Source organism: Acidobacteriota bacterium, from assembly GCA_030697165.1.
GTDB lineage: Bacteria > Acidobacteriota > Vicinamibacteria > Vicinamibacterales > UBA2999 > 12-FULL-67-14b.
Map to the genome: position 1 here is coordinate 133,359 of JAUYQQ010000001.1, position 25,158 is coordinate 158,516.

A 25,158-nucleotide genomic window follows, 5' to 3' on the forward strand; every position below is an offset into this window, starting at 1 on the left:
CGCAACCATGGCAGCGGAGGGAACATGTGTTCGCTACTCTGGCTTTCGGGCGCGGATGATGATCTCGCCCCCGAGAATGTACTGGTGATCCTCGACCACGAGCCCGAGACCACGCAGGCGGCTGAAGAGCGTGGCGCGCGTGTAGTGCGTGATGTGTTCGTCCGCGTACCCGGTGGGCTTGGCCACGCTGTAGGCCCACTCGATCAAAGGCCATTGCCAGCCGCCGTAATCCACGGTTCCGAGCACCAGGACCCCTCCGGGCCGGAGGCACCGGACCAGTTCGTCAAAGATGGTGTCGTCCTCAGGGAGATGCTCGATCACCTGGCTTGAAATCACCACGTCAAAGGCCGCGGTCTTGAACGGCAATGCGAAAGTACTGCCGCACACCAGGAGCCGGCCCTCGGCTCGCAGGAATCGTAACTTCCTGCGCTGCGGGTCCATGCCGACAATCTGTGGAGAGCCGGTGAGGATCTGCGTCGAGCCGCATCCGGCATCAAGCACCTTCAGGGCGGTCCCTACATAGCCGCGAATGATCTGGTAGCGGCGCCTTTGCCAGTACCGCTGGAGCGGGATCTTGCTGAAGAACGCGCGGCTGTCGTAGTCGCAACTCTCGGTGCTGTTGCGAAGCCGCCACATCGCGCGGAAGGTCTTCAGGTAGTCCGCCCCGAGGCGCCAGAAGCGCTGGTCCGGCCGGCTGGATTCCGGCGCGTAGTGCATCGGAATCTCCCGGATCTTCAGGCCGTCGCAGTACCCCTTGATCAGGATCTCCTGCAGCACCGCGTACGACGACATCTCCAGCTTCTGCCCGGTCACCAGGCGCCGGTTGTACAAGCGATAGCCGCTCGACAGATCGTGGACGGGCAGGTCGAGCAGCACCTTGAACAGGCGATTCAGCCCTCGCGATAGCACCTGGCGGACCAGTCCCATGCGCGCGAAACCCTGGGGCACGTAGCGAGAGGCGATCACGATGTCGGCCTGTTCGCGCAGTCGGTATAGCCGGTTCAGCAACTCAAGGGGATGGGAACCGTCGCCGTCGAGCGTGATCAGGTAGTCATCGGGCACCTGGTCGAGCGCAACCCGGATGGCTTCGCCGTAACCCAGTGGACGCCGGCCAATCACAACACAGCCAAGCCGCTCGGCCACGCCGGGCGTGTCATCGGTGGAACCCCGGTCGATCACGTAGATCGTGGCCGGAATTCCAAAATGCCTCAGGACCCGCTGCACGACAGGCAGAAACGACTCGAGCCGCCTTGCCTCGTTCAGGGCGGGAACGACAACCGCGACGGTGCTCACCGAGCCTCCCACTTGAATCGCTGATAGAGTCTGGACTCCCGCCATTGGGGATCGAGGGTGGCGTACAGAAACGGGAACGGCAGGTCGCCGGGCTTGTCAATCCTCGACACCTGCGACACGCAACCCGCAAGGCGGCGCGGTACCACGATCCCGTCAAAGTGAATCCACTGGTGGCCGTACTCATAGAACGCCGGCGCCAGCACCCTGGCCGTATCCCCGGGGGCCGGCGTCACGACCTTGAAGTCACGATCGAACTGCTTGTCGGTGGAGTTGTTCACACCGGTGTATTTCAGGCGCAAGGGAACCGGCTGGTTCGCCTCGCAGTCGCCTCCCCGCAGTTCCACGACCAGGTACTCCATCCGCACATCGCGATCGCCCTCGGCCGGTCCCGGCGTGAGCCGCTCGCCCAGCCTGTCGTCTTGGAGCAGCACATCGAACTCACCCGCCGGAGACGCGACTGGGTTGAGAACCGATTTCGGGGCGGTGAGTGTCGAATCGATCATGGCCGTCACGTGGCCGGTTTGGTAGCTCCTCAAGAGCCACAGGGCCGCTGCCAGCACGACTGCACTCACCACGACAAAGCCCGCGGCATTCACCGCCCCGCGCTTGATCGCGGTCACAGGAGGCCATTCGCTGCGCGGTCGGCGAATGACCAACACGACCAGCGTGCAGGCGGACTGCAGCAGGAACAGCAGCGCCATGATCGGGAACACGTCCAAGTGGAACGAATGCCTCCGGAAGTACTGAAGCACTGCGTAGCCGCAAAAATACAACACCGCTGCCAGCGCGAGCGTGGCGAGGCGCAGATCCACTGCCGCGAGCAGGACCAGGGCAGCGGCCATGATCCAAAGGCCGTAATCGGTCAATGGGCCCAGCACCGCCGCCCGTGTCCTGGCAATCGCCTGCAAGGTTGGCGGTTCCTTGAAAGCCGGCAGGTTGCGGGACCAGACAATGCCTTCGGCAGTGAACGGAAACCGGACCGACTGCAGGACGGCGCCATAGGTGCGCGTGAGCATGTCCGCGGGAAACTGCTGGCCGATGTCGACGGCGAGCTTCACCCCAGCGGCGTCGTACTCTTTCCCACCAAACGGCATCGGCCCAAGGTCGCGATCGCGGACCCGCGCCTGGGCGGCAATCAAGGTGTAGGCGTAGCCGTCTGAGTAAAGTTCGCCAACGTCATAGGCCGGATTCACCAGGCCCAGGTGATCCGAGAACTGCGACGTGAATCCCAGCAGCACGTGGTGACCGATGCTCGAGCCACCCGAGATACTGGTGAGAATCGGCAACCCTGAGACCACGAAGGCACCGAGGAAAATCGCCACGGCCGCCAAGCGGTTGACGATCCCGCCCTCGGCCTTGGCCCAACGCACCAGGGCCAGCAGGCTCAGCCCGACGAACGGGGCGAAAACCAGCAGGTCGATTCGACAGCCGATGCCGATCCCCATCAGGACACCGGCAATCGCCGCGCCCGACCAAGCTTGTCGCTTCGTCCGCTCGCGCAGGCACACCCAGAGGACGACCGCCAGCAACGCCAGGAACGGCGCTTCCTTGATGTAGTCCCGGTATCCGGTCAGTTCGGTGAGCTTCACCGAGCAGGTCAGCATGATCGCGCCGGCAATGGCGAGCGGCCAACTGCAGAACAGGCGCAACAGCACGTAGGTCAGGATCGATGACACACCGTAGACCACGGACAGGTGCCAGTGGAGTGCTGACCAGTCGGTGCCGCGGAGCTTGAGCGACAGGGCGACGGCGTAGACGCCGTAGCGGGTGCCACTGGCAAATGGGCTGGCAGGCACCGTGACCAGCCCCGGCGGAAGGGCGCCACAGTCAAACGCGAACCGGGTGTTGGCGGCAAACGCCTGCAGCTCCGGGACCACCTGCGCAGGCTGAGAGAACCCGTGCCCACACGCGATCATCGTGGCGGGAACGATTGTCCAGTCGAAGTAGTAGTTGAGGCCGGTGGAGGTTCGCACGAACTGCGCGGCGGCCATGGCACCAACCACGAAAGCCAGGATGGCCAGGCCGCAATCGATGAGGAAGGTCCGTTTCGTCATCGCAGATTGCTCGCAAGCGATGGCCGATCGATGAACTCCCGGCTCCAGAGCTCAAAGCACATCAGGCCCCAGACCGCGCGGCCGTAGTCTTCGTTCTTGCCGACCAGCGATTCCAATTCCACGTTGTCGAAGATGCCGCGTTGCCGGGTTCTGGCGCCGAGCAGGGTGTCGTGGATGAAATCCCGCACGCGGCCGCCTTTGGCCCATTCAGTCAGAGGCACCGGGAACCCCATCTTGTCCGTTCGCGCGGCGATTGGCGCCGGCACGATGCCGTCGAGCACTTCCCGGAATACGTGCTTCAACCGGCCGCCTTTGAACTTGACTTTCGGCGGCATCGCGCCGACGAGTTCGACGATGCGGTGATCGAGCAACGGCACCCGCGATTCGAGCGACACGGCCATGCTGGTGCGGTCTTCCACCTGCAGCAGCGCCGGCAGCAGGGTCTTCATGTCGAACCGGCTCATCTTGTTGATGAGCGCGTGGCAATTGGGATGATTGAAGAGTTCCCGGAACGCCTCATAAGGGCTGTAGCCGCCCGCCTGCTGCCAGACATCCTGCGAGATCAACGGGCGCACGCCGGCGCTGCGGTCGATCAGGTCGAAATACCGGCGATCGGGCTCATCGAACAGGTCCTTCGCCCAGAACCGCTTCAACAGCGGCTCGTAGCCTCGCAGCTGCGGCAGGTTGGGGAGAATCGACTCGAAGGTGACGACATACTTCTCGTCTTCCTGCGAGCCGTGGATGCCGCCCTTGATGCACGCCTCCAGGTAGGCGATCAGATAGCGGGTATACCCACCGAAGATCTCGTCTCCCCCCTGCCCGCCAAGCACCACTTTGACGTGCTCGCTGGCCAGCTTCGAGACGAAGTACTGCGGAAACAGGCCGGGCCCGGCCGCGGGCTCGTCCATGTGGTAGATGAGGGTCGGCAAGGTGTCCACGAACTGGTCCGCCGTCGCAAACACTTCATGCTGAATCGTATGCGCAAAGTCTGAGGCAATGCGCGCGTAGCCCGTTTCGTCGTAGCCCGTTTCGCGAAAACCGCCGCTGAACGTGTGAATCTGCGCGCTGGAGAGCGAACTTGCCAGGCAGGTGACCGCCGTCGAGTCCAGGCCGCCACTGAGATGCGCTCCAACGGGTACGTCCGCCCGGAGTTGGAGTCGAACGGCGTCCTTGAGCAGGTGTGCCAGCTGCTCGACATGCTCGGCCTCGTGCGTGCGATCCACCGTGAAGTCGATCTCCCAGTACGGCCGCGTCGTGAGCCCGCCGGGCCCGACGTGCAGGACGTGGCCGGGCTCGAGCTTGTGCACGCCTTGGAACAGCGTCTTGGACCCAAGACAGAACTGGAACGTAAGGTAGTCAGACAGGGCCTCGGCATCGAGGACCGCACGCACATGCGGGGTCGCGAGCAAGGCCTTGATCTCGGAGGCGAAGACGAACGTGCCGTTCTGCAGCGCGTAGTAGAAGGGCTTGATGCCGAAGCGATCGCGGGCGGCGAACAGGGTCCGTTCGACGCGATCCCAAATGGCGAACGCGAACATGCCATTCAGCTGCGTGACGCACGACTCCCCCATCTCTTCGTAGAGGTGGAGGATGACCTCGGTATCGGACTGCGAGCGAAACTGGTGGCCGGCCGCGACCAACCGCTCCCGCAACTCGAGGTAATTGTAGATCTCGCCGTTGAAGACAATCCAGTAGCGGCTGTCTTCATTGGTCATGGGCTGATGCCCGGCCGGTGACAGGTCGATGATGCTCAGCCTCAGGTGGCCGAGACCGATGTTGCCTTCGACGTATTCACCACGGTCGTCGGGACCCCGATGCTGAAGGGCGTTCGCCATCCCGCGAACCTCGTCGGCCTGGACCGGCCGATCTCGCTCGAGGTGAAACACGCCACAAATGCCGCACATGAGAAGGACTCCGGTTAGAAGCTGACCCGGCTGGCTGACCGCCGTCGGATCGCACTCAACTGATAACGCTCCACGGCGGCGTCGGGATTGGCGCGGTAAAGGGCGGCCAGGCCCTGGTACTGTCCGCGCCAGCCGCCGAATGGCCAATGATAGAGGAACGCCATCAACAAGTATCCAATCGTCGTCAGGCTCGAGACCATCTTGCTCGGCCCCTCCTTCATGTCATACCGGAGCATGAACGGGACCTCGGCGAACCTGCAGCCCAGGATGTGCAGCTTGACGATAATCTCGAGCGTCGAGGTGAAACCAAGGCCGCGCAACTGGATGAAATTGTTGCCGAAGATCTTCACCGCGTCCTGGATCACGCGTCCACGGTAACCACGGTAGCCACAGGAATAGTCGCGCACGTTGGGAATGCGGAACATGGTCTGCATGAATAAGTTGGCGCAGCGGCTGATGAAGGCGCGATAGCCGTCGACGCCCTTCTGTCCCCCGCCGGGCTGAAAACGCGAGGTGTTCACCACGTCAAAGCCCTGGCCCAGCTTCGCGACGATGGCCGTGACGTACTCGGGACCATGGGTGTCGTCGCCTTCGACGCGGACGATGATGTCGTCGGCGGCGCACCGCGCCGCGGCAAACTCGAAGCCATCGCGTTCCGTCTCACCCAGGCCCCGGTTGATGGGATGCGTCACCACGTCCATCGGCAGCCGCGTCGCGAAGTCGGCGAGGATCGACGCCGTGGCGTCGATGCTGCCGTCGTTGACGGCGACCAGCCGGTAGGCGATGCCGTCCGCGCGCAGGCGTTCGTCCAGTTTCGGCAGCAACTTTGGCAACGATGACTCTTCGTTGAAGGCGGGGAGAACAATCCAGATCATGGCAAGGCGCTCAGTTCACTGACACAGGATACGGACAATGCGTTCGGAGGCCTGACCGCCCCCGTACAGCGGAGGGTGCAGAGCCGGTGGCGCAAACGACGTGGCGGCGCGGATGATCCGTTCGCGATCGGCGCCGACGAGGATATTCCAACCGGCATCCACCGTTTCCACCCACTCGGTCTCGTCGCGCAGGGTCACACAGGGAATGCCCAGCCAGTAGGCTTCCTTTTGCAGGCCGCCGGAGTCGGTGAGGACGAGCCGGGCGTGTTGCGTCAGTTGCAGCATGTCGAGGTAGCCGAGTGGGTCGATTACGGCGATGTGCGATTCCAGGCGCGCGTCAATTCGGTCGAGACACCCCTTGGTGCGGGGATGCAGGGGCAGAACCACGGGTTCCTCAAGGGCGTTGAGCGCGCCGACAATGTCCGTCAGTCGCACGGCATCGTCCGTGTTCTCGGCACGATGGAGCGTCGCCAGCAGGTAATTCGCGGGAGTAAGTCGCAGCCGGGACAGGATGGTGGACCGCTCGCGGGCGCGCGCCGAGAGTGGCGCCAGCGCGTCGGCCATCACATCACCGACCTCGTGCACGCCTTTGGTGATGCCTTCGGCGCGCAGGTGCGCCACAGCCACCGCGCTCGGGCAAAACAGCAGGTCGGACACGTGGTCGGCAACGACGCGGTTGATTTCCTCCGGCATGCGGCGGTTGAAGCTGCGAAGCCCCGCTTCGATGTGCGCCACCGGCAGGTTGAGCTTGACGGCCGCCAGGGCGCCGGCAAGCGTGGAGTTCGTATCTCCGTAGACCAGCACCCAGTCAGGAGCGGCTGAGACAAAGATCGGTTCAAGCGCCGCGAGCATGGCCCCCGTTTGCGCACCATGAGGCCCTGAGCCAATGGCCAGGTCGAAATCGGGTTTCGGCAGCGCGAGCTCGTCAAAGAACACGGCCGACATGTTCGCGTCGTAGTGCTGACCGGTATGCACCACGACGTGGTCGTGCGCTTCGAGAGCCTTGGCGACGGCGGCCACCTTGATGAACTGCGGGCGGGCGCCGACGACTGACACGACCCTCACGCTATCGGCCAGCGCCTTCTGTGGAAGGGCCCAGTACGGCGTACGTCACTTCGGCAACCGTAAATCGCAAGGCCTGTCGATCCGACACCGGCCGACAATCCGCGAGCACCAGACGAATCTCGTCAGCCTGATTGGTCTCAAGTGTGAGCCCCGGAGGCGTGCCATCCCCGAAGGCGAGCCACTTCTGCTGCAAACGATCAAGCGCACCTAGACAGACCCGGCCACGTCCGTCGGTAAGATTCGTGCGAATCGCCAGACGTTGCCCGGTTGGTACGCGGATCGGTGGGCTAACCAACTGGTAACCACCGTTGCCATTGCCGTCCACCCGGTATCCGCCCGCCACCGGCGTCAGCCTCACGCCGAGCGAATAGGTCCAGCTCTTTAGGTCTGGGGCCTGCTGAAATGGGGGCGGCGGTGGCTCGATCGCCGGCGCTTGATACTTCGTCAGCAAGTACCACTCAGCTCCGGGTGCGGGAACGCTGGACATTCCCAGACGCGACTTCAGCGTGGCCATCGGATCAGGGTACAGCCCTTGGCCGAGCCCCACTTGCGCGGCCTGGTGTGCCAGGAAAGCTGGGCGCGCCAATGCCGAGTAAAAAATGGTTCCCCAAGTGGCCAGAATGAGGGCAGCGACCGCGACGCGGCTTCGGATCCGCGCGGCGGCTGTCATCAGCGCGAAGGAAATGACGAGCGACATGCCCAAGACACCGACCAGCACATGGTACCCGAGCACCGGCATGCTGTTCATGGGACGGAACTTGATGAAATCGTGGGTCGGCCCGCCGGTGCCCGCCATGATCAGGAAGACCGCAAGCGCCACGCCGCCTGCTGTGGGCGCGTTCAGAGACTTCCGAATCACGTTTCCCGTAACCAGCAGGAAGATCACCATCGCCGCTCCGGCGTAGTATCGCCAGAGGAACATGTGGTTCATGACCACCAGATACGACATCTGTGCGTGGTAATTGACCTGGAGGTCGACAATTCGATCGGGTCCAAGCCAATAGAGAGAATTCGACGAAACGAACGCCGGCGGCAGAAAATTCGTGAACACGATGTAGGCATGGCCGAAGACCTTCGAGATCAGGTCTTCGACTGCGATGATGGTGTTCGGATAGTTGAACACCACATCGGACTCGTTTCCCGGTATCTGACCGTAGCCAAGGGAAATCTTGATCGCGATGTAGGCCACTCCGCAAACCGATGTAGTGCCGACGATGCCTGCTAGCCGCCACAATCGCCCACGATCGCCGTGCTTCCACAGAACCGCAGCGAGGTACGCCCCGGCCAACCAGACGAAGACGAGGAAATCCAGCCAGCCTTCGTATGAAAGTACGGTCGCAAACAGCGCCGGGACGAACAACGTTCGCCACAGCCACGGGCGCTCGCCGGACACCACCTTGTACGCGCACAGCAGGAACACTTGGTAGTACGACAGGAGCAAATAGAACCCGATGGTTCCGGAGACGCCGTAGGTATGGTACAGATGAGTGCCAAAGCCAATGCAGATCGCCAAGGTATAGCTGAAAACCCACGACCGGAAAATGATCCAGGACGCCGCGAACGACACGATAATCGCGATCGCATTGAAGAGAAGCCAGGTGTTTACGACCCCAATCCTGAGCTCGACCAAGTGCGTCAGCATCAGGGTCGTCGTCGTCCACGAACCCGAGATCTGTCTGACTGGTAGCAGGAGTTTCCACCTCGGGAATTCCGGAGAAAAGACGACCTTAGTCGCATCCGGGTACGACGTCTCGAGAAACGAATGCAGGAACTGGCCTGGATTCTCCAGATTACTGCGCAGGTAGTAGTTCAGGGCCAGCAGCGCCGCTAGGCCCACGACAAGGCCGAGTCGACGGAGTGTCCAGCGCGAAGGCATCACGACCTCCCTGAACGCGCGAAGCGCAGCTTGACCATCTCCCACAGCACTTTCACCACAGTCCGGACATTCGTGACCTTCGACTCGCCGCTCAGTCGTGGGCTGGCATACATCAGACCTTCGTTAATCCGGACCCCGCGTTGGTGGCACTGCAACAGGATCTCGAGATTGACGAGGCCCGTCGAGGAGTGGAGCGTCATTTGCTGTACCAGGCTGGTCCGAATCACGTAGATGCCGTCTCGCCCGCGCAAGTCGGCCCCGGCCAGTAACGTCATCAAGACATTCCATACCTTGGTCAACACTTCGCGACCCGTCGAAACACTGCGCACGCGCCGGCTGATCACGACGTCGGCATCGCCCAGCGCGGCGAACAGCGTCAGAGCCTGCTCGATCCCCACTTCCCCATCGGCCGGAATCACCGCGCAGTAATGGCCGCGCGCCCGCCCATATCCCGAGCGCAAAGCGGCACCAAACCCTTGATTCGAAGAATGATGCACGACTTGGACTTGCGGCAGCAGCCCTGCCAGTTCGTCCGCGACCCTGCCGGTCCCGTCTCGGCTGCCGTCATCAACGATCACGATCTCGTACCCTCCGGGCGGAAGGGCCGCTTCGAGTGCCGCGGCGGTGCGCTTGATCACGGGCGCCAGATTGGCCTCTTCATTGAATGCCGGCACGACGATGCTGAGTTCGATGGAAAGGGGGTCCACCCTACTGTCCCTTTCCAATGAGCTGTCGTGTGCCAGCAAACCCGCAGTGCATCAGGGCATCAAGGCACGAGAGACCGGCGACGAAGGTGTCGCCTTGGTCCCCCTGGGAATAGCTGGGATGCACAAAGTTTTGATAGGTCAGTCGCAGACCTGCGTGCGTGAATGCGTCGTCGTCCTGATAGCCGCCCGCGCCGCCACCGCATAAGTACACCGTACCGCCAACGGCTCGGACGGCGGCGATCAGACGATCGGTGGCCCGGCCGGTAACCTGAAGGGATGACCCGAGCACGAGCTTGTTGGTCTCAATCTCCATCAGTCGACACAAGGTGGTGAGCACGTGCAGATTGAAGTCAAGTAGCGAGGGAGTTTCGTTGGCGACCAGATCGGCAATCTGCGGAAACACGGTATTGAAGAAAGGTGCCCGGGCATAGTTCGATCGCAGCGTCTGCAGGAGCTTTCGCCGCCATGGTTGCCGATTGTCGATTTCCATTTCCCGGATCAGGCGGACGCCGTGGTAGGTGCGGACGATGGGCAGGGTCAGCCACTTCGCTTGTCCACCGGCCAGCAACTGAACCCGATTCGACCAAGTTCCGCCAGTCTTCGAAAACTGCACATCGTCCAACACCACGAAGATATCCGCGCGCACGATCTTGTCGAAGTAGCCCAGCCAGGGAAAGAAGTTCGGCTGGTGCAGCGCAACCATTCTCTCACCGTTCATCAAGGTCCAATACGAACCGTTCCGACGGTCCATCGACAACAACGGTGCTGAGACCCAACTCGTCGCGAGCGACCCGGCGGATCAGCCGCTCGACCTCGGGCCACCGGCCCGAACGCTCCTCCCACCATCGCAGAGTCACCGACGCCGACCCTGCTGACCAATCCACTGACCACCCGCAGCAGCCCATGTTCTGCCCACTCCGATCGACGACGAGAAACGCGAACCAGCCGTTACCTGACTCCCAAGCATCGTCGGGGGGAATCGGCAAACCCGCGGCAATGAGCCCTGATCGGTCGCCGGCGCCGCACGGCGTAAGCCGCGTCCCTCCCGACTCGAGCCGGGCGCTCCCAGCCTTGCCGAACTTGAGGCCGAGCACCTCGGGGATACGGAGATAGGAATCGATCACGACCGTACCACCGTCCGTCTCGTAGAACGCGCCCGGCAACGGGCTCACCAGCGCGCGAATCAAGTTGTAGATCTCGACCACGCTTGACCGCCAGTCGATCCGTCCGTCCTCCGGACGGCGGCGCGGAAAGGAGCAGGCATGACGTGAATCTTGAGGCGTCCTGGTGCTGCGCCCGGCCAGAAGCGCGGGCAACGTCTCGGCCAGCAGGTGTTCAGTGGCAACCTCGAGCCTTGAGTACACATCCCGCCATGTGTCTTCGAAGGCAATCGGCAAGGCCCGCTGGGCCACGATGTCGCCGCCGTCGAACTCTTGAGACAGATGGTGCAAGGTGACCCCGGTTTCTCGCTCGCCGGCGATTATTGCCCACTGGACGGGATTTGGACCGCGGTAGCGAGGCAGGAGAGCCGAATGCACATTGACTGCCCCCTGCCTGGCGCAGGCCAACAGATCCGACGGAAGTCGCCGAGAGTAACTATGGACAATGATGAAGTCGGGGTCCAAAGAACGAATCTGGCGCAGGAAATCGAGGTATGCAAGCGAGCCACTTCCGGGCTGAATCGCAAACGGCACCTGCTCTCGGCCTGCAAGAACGCGCAGACCCTCAAGGCAATCGGGGCGCAGCGCACTCGCTACGATGCCTATGAGCGAACCGGCCGGCAGGTGTGGGAGCAGCCTCGGAAGACCGTACTCGTCACCAAACACCAACACTCGCGGCATCCTGGTCACTCGATGTTCAAGCGACCAGTTCGCCGCAGGGTTTCCTCATAACGGCGTCGCGTCCCCTCGGCCCGGCCGTTAATGCATCGCTCGATCCGCTGCCGGGGCGACAACACCTCGTCCTGCCACCATTCCGGATGCGTCAGCACCTGCAGCCGAGGATCCTCGGCGCTGGTGAGTACGTCCTCGAGCCGTCGGAATCGCCAGAAGCCGTTCGAATCCGAGCAATAGGCGACCTCCGACTGGAAATACTCGGCGTTTGCGTTGATGAGTGCGCCGTATCTCATCTGCCGACACGCCTGGGTAAAGGGAGTGGAAATGTGGAACGAGAAGACAGGAAACGGGCATTCAAACAACTCCTCGCAAAATTGGCGTTCACGTGAGAGTGGCTGCTCGATCTCGTCCTCCTTCTCGATGCCGTAATAGTGGGTGTCGAAATGGATGCCCATCTCGTGCCCCAAGGCCGCGATACTACGGATACAGTCCGACACTTCCCGCTCGAAGGGGTTGTAGAATTCGCTGTGTATGTCGATGAGGTAGGTCGCACGGACACCCTCTTCTGCTTCTATCCGCGCGAGCCTGAGTGCCGCGTGGACGGAGAAGTCGAGATCGTGGCGCCAGATCACAAAGGCCTCGTCCCGGCGAAAGTCCGTCATTCTTCGAAACACGTATCGCACACTCGCGAGGCGCAACAGCCGTCGGTAGTTGGCACGCGTAAAGTCGGCAAAATGATAGCGGTCGGCGTTCGTCACTCTAGCCTCAAGGCGCGGTAATCGCTTGGCGGATGCCATCCCGAAACCTGACTTGGGGAACCGACCCGAAAGCCTCTCTTAGTGCACTCAGGTCCGCCAGCCAGCCACCGGGCTCAGGTCCCCTCAATTCGTTGAAGACCGGTTCCCGTCCAACCGCTTGGCCAATCTGTTGACTCAGTTGGCGCAGGTTGAGCCCTTCTGGCCCACCGAGGTTGAACACCGCGGCGCGACCTTCACTGCGAAGTTCGATGGCCTTGGCCAGAAAGTACGCGGCCTCGTCGACCACAACCGGGCTCAGGCGAAGGCCGTCTGCCCCCTGAAGTTGGATGGGGTCACCCTTGCGGATTCGGTCCACCAGCGACGGTATCAACGTGCCAGCTTGGCCGTGGCCGTAGACCGTAAACAGGCGGAGTGTGGTGCACTCGAGGAACTCGGCGTAGGAGCCAACCAGCATCTCCCCGATCTGCTTGGTCTGCCCATAGAACGAGGCTGGCGCCATTGGCGCTGACTCCACCAATGGCTCAGGCCCCGCGCCATAAACGTTGGCCGATGACGCATAAACGAACGAGCGGACGCCGCACGATCTCGCCCAGTCGAGCATCGTGAGAACGGCGTTCGCATTCACGGCCAGAATGTCCCTGGCCTGGTCAGGAAACTCACGGTAGCGGCGCGATTGCGCCAGGTAGATAACAGCATCGGCCTTCACGGATTCAGGAGGCACCTGTAAGGCGGCGAGGTCTAGCACCAACCATCGGTGCGCGCCCGCCAGGGCGGGCTTTTCGCGAGCACTCCGGGCGACGCAAATGACATCGTGCCCTTCTTCGACCAGCCGAGGGATCAGCCGGGTACCGATGAAGCCCGTTGCGCCGGTCACGAGAATCTTCACGAGATCAATCGAGAAACGTCCTAAGCCACCACTCGAAACTCAATGCCGACCAGATAAACAGGCGGTCGTTATGATGCCCCAGCGTGTGCTCGGTCAACCGATGGGTAACATAGTCGTGATTCAGGTACTCATAGATCCGCGCGCTGGGGTCGCCGAGCAGTCCGTTGACATAGTCGATGCTCTCGCCACGGAACCAGCTCGCGTCAGGTGCACTGAAGCCCTGTTTCGCGCGTTCGGCCACCGCGGCCGGAACCAGGCGGGAGCACGCTTGGCGAAGAATCTTCTTCCCGTCCTGAGACTGACTATTGTAACGGAGGCGTTTGCCAGGTTCATTCTCGTCGACCGCCGCGGCCGGCGGGGCGAGATCTCTCAACTTGAAGGTTGGCGGGAGCTGGCAAGCTAGGTTGACCAAATCGTTGTCGAGAAATGGCACCCGCACCTCCAGCGAGTGGGCCATGCTCACCTTATCCTCCACGATCAGCAAGCCGTGAAGGAACGTCTTCAGTTCGAAATGCAGGGACGCGTTAACCCGCTGCTCCGGTGTGTCGGAGGGCATCCCCGCGGGAAAGACGTTGCGAAAGACATCGAAGGTCGAATGGTCCTTGAGGTCCCGATGCGTCGATGGCGCGAACAGGAGGGCCTTCTCGTCATCGGGCACTAACCGTTGCCAGAAGTCATAGTAGCTTCGATAGTAGTCGCCGCCGCCTTCACCACTGATCCCGCGATAGTACCGCCACGGATACCCTCCGAATAGCTCGTCGCCTCCGGTGCCAGACAGCACGACCTTCACGAACTTCCCTGCCAATCGGGCCAAATAGTAGTTCGGATAGCATTGGCCAACCCTCAGGTCTTCGAGATGCCAGATAATCTCCGGCATCACGTGCTCCATGTCGCCTGCGTGGAGGACCATCTCATAGTGCTCGGTCTTGAGCAGGTTCGAGAGCCTCTCGGAGTTGGCCCGTTCGTCGAACGCCAACTCAAGTCCCGATGCGGACGACAGGTCGAAGCCACAGGTGAATGTCAACATCCTGCCCAGGTGCCGCGCCGCGACAGCGGTGATGGAACTCGAGTCCAAACCGCCGCTCAAGTAGCTTGCAACGGGCACGTCGCTGACCAGCTGGCGCGTGACCGCTTGCGTAAAGAGGCGGTAGACCTCGTCACGGGCGTCCGCTTCTGAGAGCCTGCTCGACCCGTGGAGAGTGAAATCCCAGTACTGTTTCGTGACTACTTGTTTCGTGCGAGCGTCAACAACGAGCAGGTGCCCCGGCATCAACACTCGAACGCCCTCGAACAAAGTCAGATCGGTCAGGATGTTCTGAAAAGTGAAGTACTCATTGAGCGCATGGGCACACACTTTTCTCGGGATCCCGCACTCCAGAATCGCCTTGATCTCTGAGGCAAAGACGATACGCGCTCCGTCAGAATAGTAATAGAGCGGCTTGACGCCGTACCGATCCCGGGCCAGCGTGAGTCGCTGTTCGACGCGGTCCCAGACGGCGAACGCGAACATCCCATTGAGTCTGGCGAGGCATTCTTCACCCCATTGCGCGAACGCATGGAGCAGTACCTCGCTGTCGGTGCGCGATCGAAACTGGTGGCCGAGCGCTTCAAGCTCGAGCCGCAGCTGCTGAAAGTTGTAGATTTCACCGTTGTACGTCAGGACGTAACGGCCATCGACCGTCATCATCGGCTGATGTCCAGCCGGAGTGAGATCGATGATGGCAAGCCGTCGATGGCCTAGGCCCACCGGCCCGTCGGTGTAGCAGCCTTCGCCATCGGGCCCGCGGTGAGCGATCGCATCCGTCATCCGCCGAACGACGCCGGCCGGTACCGGCTCGTCGTTCAAGGTCACAAGACCGGCAATGCCACACATCGGTCTAAACCCCTCGGCTCCCCGTCGCGGTCCGCCAGCGGACTACGCGTTCAAGGCCTTCAGCGAACGACGTCGACGCCTTGAACCCGAGTAGACGCTCGGCTTTTTCGGTGCTGCCAATCCGGTGGGTCACGAAGCTCTGCTCCTGCGGCCGGTACTCCGGCTCGAGCTTCGAGCTGGTGGCCTGCAGCAGCGTGGCGACCAACTCGTTGATCGTCGTGCCAACGCCCGTGCCGACGTTGAAGAACTCGTCCGCACACTCGGCCGTCATGCCGCGGACATTCGCCTCCGCAGCGTCCTCGACGTAGATAAAGTCGTAGACTTGGGTCCCGTCGCCATAGATGACCGGCGGCTGGCCGGCGAAGATGCGGTCGAGGACCTTCATGATTACCGAGACGTAGACGCCCCGGTAGTCCATGCGGGGGCCGTAGATGTTCATGTAGCGCAAGCCGATGTATGGCAGCCCGTGCTGTTCGTAGATGGCGCGCAGCATCTGCTCGTTCGCGATCTTGGTGGCGCCGTAGGTGGTGCGATTGTTGAACGGGTGCTCCTCGGTCATCGGCGTGGAGACGGCGTTACCGTACACCGAAGCCGAGGACGAGTAGACCACGCGCTTGACGCCGGCCTTGAGGCAGGTCTCGATCACATTGAACGAGCCGACGGTGTTGACCTCCCAGGCGCTGCGCGGCTCGGACACGCATTCACCGAGCCACAGTGACGCGAGCAGGAAAACGCCGTCGGCGCCGTCCAGGGTCCGCGCCAGGGCGTCACGGTCGGTCATCGACGCCTCGACGATGCGCACCTTGCTGTCCTGGCTTGCGAGGGCCAAATTGCCGCGGGTTCCGCGCACGAAATTGTCATAGACGACGATCTCCGCCACCGGCTCCTTGAGCAGCCGATCGACGATATGCGAGCCGATCAGTCCGGCGCCGCCGATCAGGACAATCCGCTTCTGCTCGAGATTCATAGACAGTCCTCACGGCCCTCAATCCACGACGCGTGCCACAACACAGCGTTCATCACCGTCCACAGCTGGAAGCTGTAGCCCCCACGGCCGGCCATCTGGCCTTTCAACAGGTCGACAAAGTAGCTGTTGTCGAAGAAGCCCTCCTTGGCGAGCGCCGATCGCTCGAAAGCCGCCAGGCAGCGGGGGCCGAAGTCGCCTTCCTGGAACCACTCTTCCATTGGCGCGCCGAACCCCTGCTTCTTCCGGTACACCAGGTCGTGGTCGAGATATGGCTCGGCGGCCTTCTTCAACAGCCACTTGCCGACGCCGTCGCGCAGCTTGTACGACGGCGGCAGCCTGGTGGCAAACTCGACCACGTCGTGATCGAGGAACGGGACCCGCGCTTCGATCGAGTGCGCCATCGTCAGCTTGTCCACGCGCATCAACAGGTGCTCCGGCAGGCGGAGCTTCATTTCCATGTACGGGATCTTCTGCAGAACGTCCGGCTCCAGCAGCCGGCCGTCGAGATCACCGAGGTAGTTGCGCACCACGTTGTGGCTGTCAAGGCTGCGATGCGAGTCGGGCATCAGGCCTTCGACCGGGCAATCGATCGACCCCTGGAAGGCGCTGCTATCCGGCGTGAGCCGCTTACGCATCTCGCCCCACCAGCAGGCGGCGCCGCCCCAGAACAGTTCCTGTCCGGCCTTGGCCCGGTTGATGATGTCGAGATCCTCGGCGTTGGCGCCGGGCGCGGCGGCCTGCGCGCGCGCGAAGAGCTGCTGCCACCATCCGGACGCGCGCGCCGGCTTGTAGACCTGCTCGTGTTTCTGGCGGTAGTGCTCGCACCACCAGTAGCCGAGGAAGTTTTCGTCGGCGCCCTCTCCGACCTGGACCACCGTCGTCCCTGACTGCCGCACCAGGCGGGCCAGGAAGTAGAGCGGGATACACACGTTGTCGGCGATCGGCTCGTCCTGGAGCCGGACCAGCAGCGGCAGGAAGTCCTGGGCCTCCTGGCGGCTGATCAGCGTCTCGTGATGATCGGTGCCATAACGCTCGCTGACACGGCGGGCGAACTGGAACTCGTTGTAGTCTTCCTTCCCTTCGTAGCCGATCGTGAAGGTGGTCACCGGCCGCGACATGAGCTCGCTCATCAGCGCCACGTTCAGCGACGAATCGACGCCGCCCGACAGCAGGACGCCGAACGGGACATCCGACACCATCCGGCGCGCGATCGACTGCTTCAACAACCGTGTCAATTCCGCCACCGCTTCCGGCTCGCTGAGGTCACTCTCGGAGAACAGGTTGGCGGCGTCCGGCCGACAATCCCACCACTGGCGAGCGGTCGCGCGGCCGGTGTGATTGATCGTGATGGTGTGACCCGCCGGCATCTTGAAGATGCCGCGAAACAGCGTCATCGGCGCCGGCGTGACGATGAAGGTGAGGTAGTGCCAGAACGCGGTCTGGTCCATTTCGCGCGAAACATCCGGGTGTGCGAGCAGGGCGCGGATCTCCGACGCGAACAGCCACTCACCGGCGGCGGTCTTCGTGAAATACAGGGGCTTCACGCCGACCCGGTCGCGAATGAGGTGCACCACGGGACGGCCGGCATCGCGGGAGTCGTGGATGATCACCGCGAACATGCCGTAGAAGCGCTTGGTGCACTCCAGTCCCCACTCTTCGTAGGCGTGGAGCAGCACCTCGGTATCGGAGTGGTCGGTCGTCCACTCGTACTTACCAAGCGTTTCGAGCTCCCGTCGGACGTCGGCGTGGTTGTAGATCTCACCGTTGAACGCCACCGCCACGGTGCCAGCGCGGTTCAACATCGGCTGGTTGGCGGCCGTGGACAGGTCGATGATCGACAGGCGGCGGTGGCCGAGAACACAGCTGCGGTCGGCAGACGTCCACAGGCCCACGCCGTCAGGGCCGCGGTGCGCCATGCGGTCGCGCATCCGGCCGAGCACCGCTTCGCTACACGCCTCGCCGCCGGGTTTGAAACTACCTACGATTCCACACATGTTTGAACGTGACCCCTGAGCCGAAAAAAAGCGAACTAGCGACGCAGCAGTTTGCGAGCGAGGCGCCGCAGGCGGGCGTCGAACGTCCGGTCGAAATTGGCTCGGAGCTCGTCGAGGAGGCGGTCGCGCAACTGGATCTCCCCCTGGAGGTATCCCTCGAGCTGCCGCAACATGTCGTCGCGCCGCGTTACCTCAGCCTGAATCGACTGCTGCAGCGCCACCTCCTTCAGCAGCGTGGCCTGCGTCTCGGCGAGCAGTCCGTCGCGCTGATCGATTTCGCGCTGCAGCGCGATCAGCATCTGCTCGCCTTCCGTTGAAACCGACGGCCGGGGCAGGTCTGCAGGGAGAGCTTGCTGCCAGTAGCGCTCCGGGTCCACTAGGGCCGCGGCCCAAACCGCATCATCGACACGCGCCGGCGGAGTCGCCGGCGGTGCCGCCGGCTTGGTCGATACGGTGAGCAAATACTCCCGCATCGTCGGGTCCTGCACCATTGCCCAATGGTTGGCAACATCACGGCCCAGCAGGGTCGCCTGTTCGTACGCGCTGTAGTTAAACGCTTCGACACGGAGGTCGTCGTGTCCCAGTTGCGCCAGCATCCACGACAGCTCAGCGACCGTGTATTCCCGGTGGTGTCCCTCGAACGGCCGCTCCGAGTAATACTGCGCCGGCAGATCAGCCATCACGCTTTCACCACGAGAGAACTTCTGCCGGTTGTAGATATGCGCAAAGTTGGGTGTGTCGAGCACCAGTTGGCCGCCGACCTTCAGCACTCGATCCAGCCCGGCCAGCAGGAACCGCGGGGTGTGCGGAATGTGCTCGATCACTCCTGTGCACAGCACCACATCGTACTCGGCCGCCGGTAACTGCTCCAACTCACGTCCAACCGCGGCGAAGTCAAGCAACCGAACGCCCGCTGCCCGCAGCAGCGCGTTGGGACCATCGAGGGCGGGCGCATAGCTGCCAAAGGCGTCGAGCGCATCAACCGAGAAGCCCTGCCGGGCCAGCAGCAAGCTGAAGTTCCCGAAATACGCTCCGACATCCAGTGCCCGGCCGCCGGTTATCCCGCGCTCCCGCAGCGCCGATGAGGCATGGACCATGCGTGCCACGCTGCATTTCAAGTACGTCGACCACTGCCACTGGCTGGCGTCGAGCGCCGGCGAGTTGCGGGCCAGCGACCGGAAGTCGGCCCCGGCGATGCTCGCGACAATGTCGTCCACTACCGCAAGGGCGGCGGGAACGTCCTGCGGGAAGTCCGCGGCCAGACAGTCGGGGAAATTCAGGTCTACGCGGTCAACGCTAGACATACCGGTTTGGCTCCCCTGATTACCCGTGCGATCACACCAGCGACCAATCGCCCAAGGCGAGGTGGGCTGTGCCCGAGCCGATGAGGCCCGATCCCGTCACTGAGACGTCAAACATGCGTGAGACGCAGCAATAGACATCAGGGTTGATTGTATAGAACAGCGAGGGACTCGAGTCGTAGTACCCCTCTTTCGCGATCATGATGGTGACACTGTATTCGCCGTCGGTCATTCGTAGCGACGGCACCTGCAGCCTGATCGTCCCCTCGCTGCGGTCGGCGGCTCTAAACATGAGATCGCGGGTGATGAACCGACAGACGTCCTGAACGCCGTCCTTATGAAAGGCAATCACGACTTGCGCATTCTCACTCAGGCTTGGGTCGTGAATCGTGTAGTCAATCTCGAGCCTCGCCGCCTCCCCGTGCTTGAGCAGATGCAGTTCCGAGCCGTCATTGTCGACGAACCGCGCGTCGCGCAGCGTGAAAGTGCCGGTCCCGTGGACACCCGTAATGTTGAGCCCACCGGCGCTGCGGCCCACCGCCACCTGCGGCGAGGTCACGGGGCGCCACGTAGTCCAGGCAGATGACGCTGCAGTGATCACTCCCAGCTCAGTTTCCTGGTCGCGGTAGAAGAGCCGCACCACCAGGTCGCAATCCGCAACCGAAGCGTATTCGACCTCACAACTCATCTCGGTCAACGCCAGTTCGCCGTGCGCCGCGGGGATGGCGAAGACGCCGGCGACTTTGTGGAACGGAGTGCCGTAGTTCAAGAGCGCCCTGCCTGGCTTGCCGGCCCACTCCAGTGGTGTGCCCCAGGCGGTCCCAGACTGTTCCAGGTGCGAGTTGTCCCGCCTCTCGAAGGCATCCTCACCAAGAGGCAAGGCGGCCACGGGCTCGTCCTTCACTAGGAGCCTGATTGAACTGAAGTAGACCAGGTCATTCTGAGGCCGCCCACTCCGGCTCGCGATCTCGACGATCGCGTACTCTGGTCGCTGTAATACCGGGAGCGTCTCGCTGATTTCCTGCAGCTTGCGCTGCTTCTTCACCCGGAGCCGGGTCTCTTCTTGCTGACGGATTGAGTCCTCATAGGCCTTGACCACGGTCCCTCCGTCGCCATCCATCAGGATGCGGCCGCGGTCGACCCAGATGATCCGCTCGCACATCTTCACCGCGGAATAGACGTCGTGCGTAACCAGCAGCAAGGTCGTGCCTGCGCCTTCGCACAGCGACTTCATCCGCCTGAAACTCTTCGCGGCGAAGTACGCGTCGCCAACACCAAGGACTTCGTCCAGGACCAGGAGTTGTGGCGTGATGGCGGTGGCGGTGGCGAACATCAGCCTGACGCCCATGCCGCTCGAGTAGGTCTTGACGGGCTGATCGATGTACTCCTCGAGTTCGGCAAACTCAACGATCTCGCCAAACTTTCTCTCGGCGTCGGCTCCCACGACACCGAGCTGGGCGAGGTACGAGTAGACGTTCTGACGGCCGGTGAAATCGGGATGGAAGCCGGTGCCAATTTGTAGCAGCGCATGGGCCTGGGCGCGCACCTCGAGAACTCCCGCAGACGGCTCGATGACGCGCGTGATGAGTTTCAGCAGCGTGCTCTTGCCCGCGCCGTTCCTGCCGATGATCGCAACCTTCTCGCCTCGGCGAATGTCCAGGCTGACGCGGTCCAGCGCGGCGTGCTCGGTGTAGGCGCCTGCCTTGTTCTTGAGCAAGCCGAACATGTCGAGAAAGCGGTAGCCCGGACCAGCGTACAGCCGGTAGACCTTCGTGAGATCGCGCGCCTGGATGACGATGTCGTTCATGGTATAGCCGGCACGACGTCACGCTTAACTTTGAGCCACAACACGCAGCCGACCAGGCTCAGCACGAGCGAGTGCGAGAACAGAAGCAGCGCGATCCATACCGCCACTTCTGGCGGAACGCCGAGACCCGCGAACAGCAGCACGTGTAGTTGCTCCCGCAGGCCGATCCCATTGACCGAGAGCGGCACGTTGACGAACACCGCCATGCCGACAATGACCAGCATCACTGGCAGCACCGGCAGTGCGGGCAGGCCGTTGGCCTGAAAATACCGCAGGTACAGTTCCGTATTCAGCCTCGACATAGCCAGCGCGAACACCAGGGAAACCGCCAGGGGGGCAGGCCGCAGGGCGCCTCGCCGAAGCAGGCCGATGAACTCGGCCAGCCTGGCCTCGAGCGTCCGCCACCGCGCGGGCATGATGCGGGCGATCACTCGCTCAATCGGCAGCTGAGACGCCGAGGCGAACCCCGCCAGGAGCACCGCGAACAACGTGAGGAGATTACGGTTCAACTGGAGCAGTGCCGAATCGGCGGGCACCGTCCAGGCGATGGCCGAGCCGATGAACGCCAGCCACAGGAACCCCAAGAAGCGATCGAGGAGCACCGACGCACCCACTTCGGCGTAGCCGGCGGTGCGCCCAAGGTAGTAGACCTTCACCGCATCGCCGCCCACCGCCGTGGGCATCAGGTTGCTGAAAAACATTCCGATCAGCGCCTGTCGCAGCACTTCGCCGAGCGGCACGTTGACCCCGAGGGCGCCAAGCACCATCTGCCATCTGATAGCGGTCATCAACTGGATGGCCAGAACGACGAGCAGGGACCCGGCATAAAAGCCGGGCGACAACGAAGTCAGCAGGTCGAGAAATCGCGCCCAGTCGAAACTTCGGAACAACAAGCCCAGCAGGACCAGGGTGCCGATCGCCTGCAAGCCGAACCAGACGTTACGACGGCTCATCAGAAGCAATCAACGATACCAGCAACGATGTCGCTCGCTTGCGGCAGGGCCGCTGCTTCAAGAGTCCGGCTGCTGGCAATCGGCGTGTGCGCGCCGCCGATGCGGACGTGGCCGCCCGGACGCCCAGCCGCACTCAACTGCTGCTGCACCTGTGCGAGCACCTCCGCTGACCACCCGTGCTCCACGCTCGCTTCCTCTGCGTAGACAAACAGCTCGGTCTCGCAATCTGCGACAATCCGCTCAATGTGTGACGCTGGCACGGGGGACAATTGGCTGACTACGGCGAGGTCGAGGTGCAGGCCCTCACGGTCCTTCAAGTGCTGCACCGCCTCGAGGCAATGCGGCGTCATCCCGCCATAGCACCACAGCAGGCCGTCGGCCACGTCGCTGCGGTCGTGGCGCAGCACCACCGTGGGAAACGGCGAGGCCTCGTCCGCAATCACGGTTGAGGTCATGCCCGGCACTGCCGAGACTAGGGCCCGGCCGTAGCAGGTCTTGCTCTCGATGAACACCACCGGCGCGTCGCACTCGAGCGTAGCTTGCCGCAGCAGCCTTCCCGGCTCGCCAAGGATGTGCGGAGCCACCACCCACAGGCCGGGGATGCCCATGAAGTGCTTCTCGATCGACTGGCTGTGCGTGGGACCGTAGCCGCGTCTTGCACCCATCGGCGTGCGCACCACCATCGGTACGCTGACCTGGTCGTTGTACATCCACTGAAACTTGGCCGCGTGATTGGCCAGCTGATCACCGGCGAGAAACAGGAAGTCCCCGAACATGATCTCAGTAATCGGCCGCATCCCGCGCAGCGCCAGGCCCGAGGCCAGACCAACGATGGCCGCCTCGGAGATCGGTGTCGTGAAAACGCGATCGGGATAGGCCGACGACAGTCCCCTGGTCACCTTGAACGCGCCACCGTATGGGTCGAGAATGTCTTCACCGAGCACTACGACACGAGCATTCGCAGCCATCGCACCGTGCAGGCCCTGGTTGATCGATTCGAGAACGGTGGGCATCTACGAAGCAGCCTCGAGGGCCCGCGTCCGCGCCGCGAGGATTTCGGCGCCGACGCGCTGCTCGATGGTCACGGCCGTAGCGTCATCAAGACCAGCGCGCGCGGCCTTCAGCGGATCGCGTGACCACGCCTCGCGCAGCTCCGACTCCGGACGCGTGTCGTCGCCCTTGCTGTGTGGGCCAAGCCGATAGGTGTAGCACACCAGGCACTGCGGCCCCTGGCCAGACCGGGCGGCAGCGATCGTCTTCGTGGCGTGTGCCGAGATCTCGCCGGCATCGGTCGAGCGGCACTCTTCAGTGGCAATGCCGAACGCTCGCGGCCGCGCCGCCACATCGCCCGCGATCTGCAGCGCCGACGGCGTGCTCTGCGCGTAGCCGTTGTGCTCGATCACAAACACGATCGGCAGCGACCACAGCGAGGCGATGTTGAACGATTCGTAGACCACGCCTTCTCCGAGCGTCCCATCACCGAGAAACACCACGGCGACCGCGCCACTGCCCTTCTGCTTCTCGGCCAGCGCCATCCCGGTGGCCACTGGAACAATGCCGCCCTGGACTCCGTTGGAATAAAAGTTATCGAAATGCAGGTGCTGGCTGCCGCCCCGGCCGCCACAGACGCCACCAGGCTTGCCGAGAATCTCGAGGTAGAGCCGCTCGACCTCGCCGCAATACGCCAGGAAATGCCCGTGGCCGCGGTGATTGCTGAACACGATGTCGCGGGCGCGGTCGATGGCCGAGACCACGCCAACGGCGACCGTCTCCTGGCCAAGACAGGTATGCGTCGTACCCGAGAGCGCGCCGGTCGAGAACAGGTCGAGCAGCGACTGCTCGAACAAACGAATGCCGAGGAGCTGCGCGTAGCGATCTGCCGCGGTCACGATCGGGGCGACTCCAGGTCCTTCACCAGCGCGGCCAGGAAGCTGGCGGCGTAGACGCCGTCGCAGAGCGCATGATCGTAGCTGAGGGTGAAGGTCACCATCGGCTGAGGCACGGCCACGCCGTCGACCCAGCCGACGGCCATGCGCTCGGACGACACGCCGAGAATCGCGGACTGACCAAAGCTCGGCAGCGCGGCTACGCGGGTGGTGCCGGGGACCGGCACCTGCGAAATCGTAAACGCCGCGCCTTCGAAGTCTTCGACCCTTGCGGTACCGCGCATGGCGCGTAGTGCCGCCGCCTGCGAGGCCTTGGCAATGTCCGCCAGCGACAACTGGTCCACGGCCCGCAACACCGGGGTGAACAACTTGCCGTCCGCGGCGCGGGCCACGAAGGCGATGTCCACGGCGGTATGACGGTAGAGCGAGCCTTCCCACACGAAACTGGTCAGGCGCGGAAACGACGGCAGCGCACGCCCAACGGCGGCAATCACAAGGTGAAGAAGGCTCACCATCCGGCCGGCGGCCTGCGCTTCCTTAACAACGGCGTGTGTGGCGCCCAGGCGACAGTCCATGTCAACGCTGGTCAGGATCAGTCCCTGGGTGGATCGCCTCAGGTTCGCGGCAATCGCGGCATCGAAGCCAGGCAGTGCTCCTTCAAGGAAGAGGTACTTGTCGAGTCCGGCCGGCAAGGCCGCGGATGCGTCGATGAATCGACGCACGTCGGTTTCCTTGATCGTGCCCTGCACACCAGCGGCGCGAACCTGATCGAGCGACACGCCGTGCTGAGCCGCCAGGGCGGCCGCCTTGGGAGTCGCACCGCTGCCGGCGACGGGCCGGGTTGCCGTGACGCGCTCCGCGAGAAATGCTGCCGCCGCCTCGCGCGTCGGGCCAATGGCGCCGATTACCGCACCGACCCTGACCTGATCACCTGCCGTTGCCGACTGCACCAGCACACCGGCGGCGTCGGTCGTGATCTCTGACGCCGCCTTCGTGGTCTCGACATCGCACACCGCATCGCCCGCCGCCACGGTCGCCCCATCGGGCACCGACCAGCACTCCAGGCGCACGGTCTCGTCGTTGACGTTGACCTGGGGCACCACCAGCGGTGTCACGGTTGCCAT

General features: G+C 63.1%; 20 protein-coding genes. All 20 read right to left on the reverse strand.

Annotated features, from left to right (window positions below):
* Positions 1-33 precede the first annotated feature (33 nt).
* The 20 genes from Q8T13_00500 to Q8T13_00595 all read right to left on the reverse strand — a co-directional run bounded on the left by Q8T13_00500 (position 34) and on the right by Q8T13_00595 (position 25,158).
* Positions 34-1,293, reverse strand: a complete 1,260-nt coding sequence (locus Q8T13_00500; protein MDP3716230.1) for a methyltransferase domain-containing protein — start codon at positions 1,291-1,293, stop codon at positions 34-36.
* Complete coding sequence (locus Q8T13_00505) at positions 1,290-3,347, reverse strand: hypothetical protein (protein ID MDP3716231.1); 2,058 nt, start codon at positions 3,345-3,347, stop codon at positions 1,290-1,292. Before Q8T13_00505 ends, Q8T13_00500 begins: the two co-directional genes overlap by 4 nt.
* On the reverse strand, positions 3,344-5,251 hold the full coding sequence (asnB, locus tag Q8T13_00510) for an asparagine synthase (glutamine-hydrolyzing) (GenBank protein ID MDP3716232.1): 1,908 nt from the start codon (positions 5,249-5,251) through the stop codon (positions 3,344-3,346). The genes Q8T13_00505 and asnB (Q8T13_00510) overlap by 4 nt, the downstream gene beginning before the upstream one ends.
* 14 nt (positions 5,252-5,265) lie before the next feature.
* Positions 5,266-6,126, reverse strand: coding sequence for a glycosyltransferase (locus Q8T13_00515; protein MDP3716233.1), 861 nt, complete (start codon positions 6,124-6,126; stop codon positions 5,266-5,268).
* 15 nt (positions 6,127-6,141) lie between these two features.
* On the reverse strand, positions 6,142-7,191 hold the full coding sequence (gene wecB / locus Q8T13_00520; GenBank protein ID MDP3716234.1) for a UDP-N-acetylglucosamine 2-epimerase (non-hydrolyzing): 1,050 nt from the start codon (positions 7,189-7,191) through the stop codon (positions 6,142-6,144).
* Between the two features lies 1 nt (position 7,192).
* Complete coding sequence (locus tag Q8T13_00525) at positions 7,193-9,070, reverse strand: hypothetical protein (GenBank protein ID MDP3716235.1); 1,878 nt, start codon at positions 9,068-9,070, stop codon at positions 7,193-7,195.
* Positions 9,067-9,813: a glycosyltransferase family 2 protein gene (locus Q8T13_00530; GenBank protein MDP3716236.1), complete on the reverse strand. Its 747-nt coding sequence runs from the start codon at positions 9,811-9,813 to the stop codon at positions 9,067-9,069. The genes Q8T13_00525 and Q8T13_00530 overlap by 4 nt, the downstream gene beginning before the upstream one ends.
* The gene (locus Q8T13_00535) at positions 9,776-10,477 is read right to left on the reverse strand and encodes a WbqC family protein (GenBank protein ID MDP3716237.1); all 702 of its coding nucleotides are present in this window, start codon (positions 10,475-10,477) and stop codon (positions 9,776-9,778) included. The genes Q8T13_00530 and Q8T13_00535 overlap by 38 nt, the downstream gene beginning before the upstream one ends.
* Positions 10,478-10,481: 4 nt before the next feature.
* Positions 10,482-11,606, reverse strand: a complete 1,125-nt coding sequence (locus Q8T13_00540; protein MDP3716238.1) for a methionyl-tRNA formyltransferase — start codon at positions 11,604-11,606, stop codon at positions 10,482-10,484.
* Between the two features lie 14 nt (positions 11,607-11,620).
* Complete coding sequence (locus Q8T13_00545; GenBank protein MDP3716239.1) at positions 11,621-12,367, reverse strand: hypothetical protein; 747 nt, start codon at positions 12,365-12,367, stop codon at positions 11,621-11,623.
* Positions 12,368-12,374: 7 nt separating this feature from the next.
* Positions 12,375-13,253, reverse strand: coding sequence for an NAD(P)-dependent oxidoreductase (locus Q8T13_00550; GenBank protein MDP3716240.1), 879 nt, complete (start codon positions 13,251-13,253; stop codon positions 12,375-12,377).
* Positions 13,254-13,257: 4 nt separating this feature from the next.
* Positions 13,258-15,126 (reverse strand): asparagine synthase (glutamine-hydrolyzing), encoded by a 1,869-nt coding sequence (gene asnB, locus Q8T13_00555; protein ID MDP3716241.1) that lies wholly within the window; start codon positions 15,124-15,126, stop codon positions 13,258-13,260.
* A 4-nt stretch (positions 15,127-15,130) separates the two neighbouring features.
* Positions 15,131-16,093 carry an NAD-dependent epimerase/dehydratase family protein gene (locus Q8T13_00560; protein MDP3716242.1) on the reverse strand — a complete coding sequence of 321 codons (963 nt, stop codon included), beginning with the start codon at positions 16,091-16,093 and terminating at the stop codon, positions 15,131-15,133.
* Positions 16,090-18,087, reverse strand: a complete 1,998-nt coding sequence (gene asnB, locus Q8T13_00565; GenBank protein ID MDP3716243.1) for an asparagine synthase (glutamine-hydrolyzing) — start codon at positions 18,085-18,087, stop codon at positions 16,090-16,092. Before asnB (Q8T13_00565) ends, Q8T13_00560 begins: the two co-directional genes overlap by 4 nt.
* 35 nt (positions 18,088-18,122) lie before the next feature.
* Positions 18,123-19,391, reverse strand: coding sequence for a class I SAM-dependent methyltransferase (locus tag Q8T13_00570; GenBank protein MDP3716244.1), 1,269 nt, complete (start codon positions 19,389-19,391; stop codon positions 18,123-18,125).
* A 31-nt stretch (positions 19,392-19,422) separates the two neighbouring features.
* Complete coding sequence (locus tag Q8T13_00575) at positions 19,423-21,114, reverse strand: ABC transporter ATP-binding protein (GenBank protein MDP3716245.1); 1,692 nt, start codon at positions 21,112-21,114, stop codon at positions 19,423-19,425.
* A gap of 77 nt (positions 21,115-21,191) precedes the next feature.
* Positions 21,192-22,148, reverse strand: coding sequence for a lysylphosphatidylglycerol synthase transmembrane domain-containing protein (locus Q8T13_00580; GenBank protein ID MDP3716246.1), 957 nt, complete (start codon positions 22,146-22,148; stop codon positions 21,192-21,194).
* On the reverse strand, positions 22,148-23,161 hold the full coding sequence (locus Q8T13_00585; protein ID MDP3716247.1) for a transketolase C-terminal domain-containing protein: 1,014 nt from the start codon (positions 23,159-23,161) through the stop codon (positions 22,148-22,150). The genes Q8T13_00580 and Q8T13_00585 overlap by 1 nt, the downstream gene beginning before the upstream one ends.
* On the reverse strand, positions 23,162-24,037 hold the full coding sequence (locus tag Q8T13_00590; GenBank protein MDP3716248.1) for a thiamine pyrophosphate-dependent dehydrogenase E1 component subunit alpha: 876 nt from the start codon (positions 24,035-24,037) through the stop codon (positions 23,162-23,164).
* Complete coding sequence (locus Q8T13_00595; protein MDP3716249.1) at positions 24,034-25,158, reverse strand: 2-oxo acid dehydrogenase subunit E2; 1,125 nt, start codon at positions 25,156-25,158, stop codon at positions 24,034-24,036. The genes Q8T13_00590 and Q8T13_00595 overlap by 4 nt, the downstream gene beginning before the upstream one ends.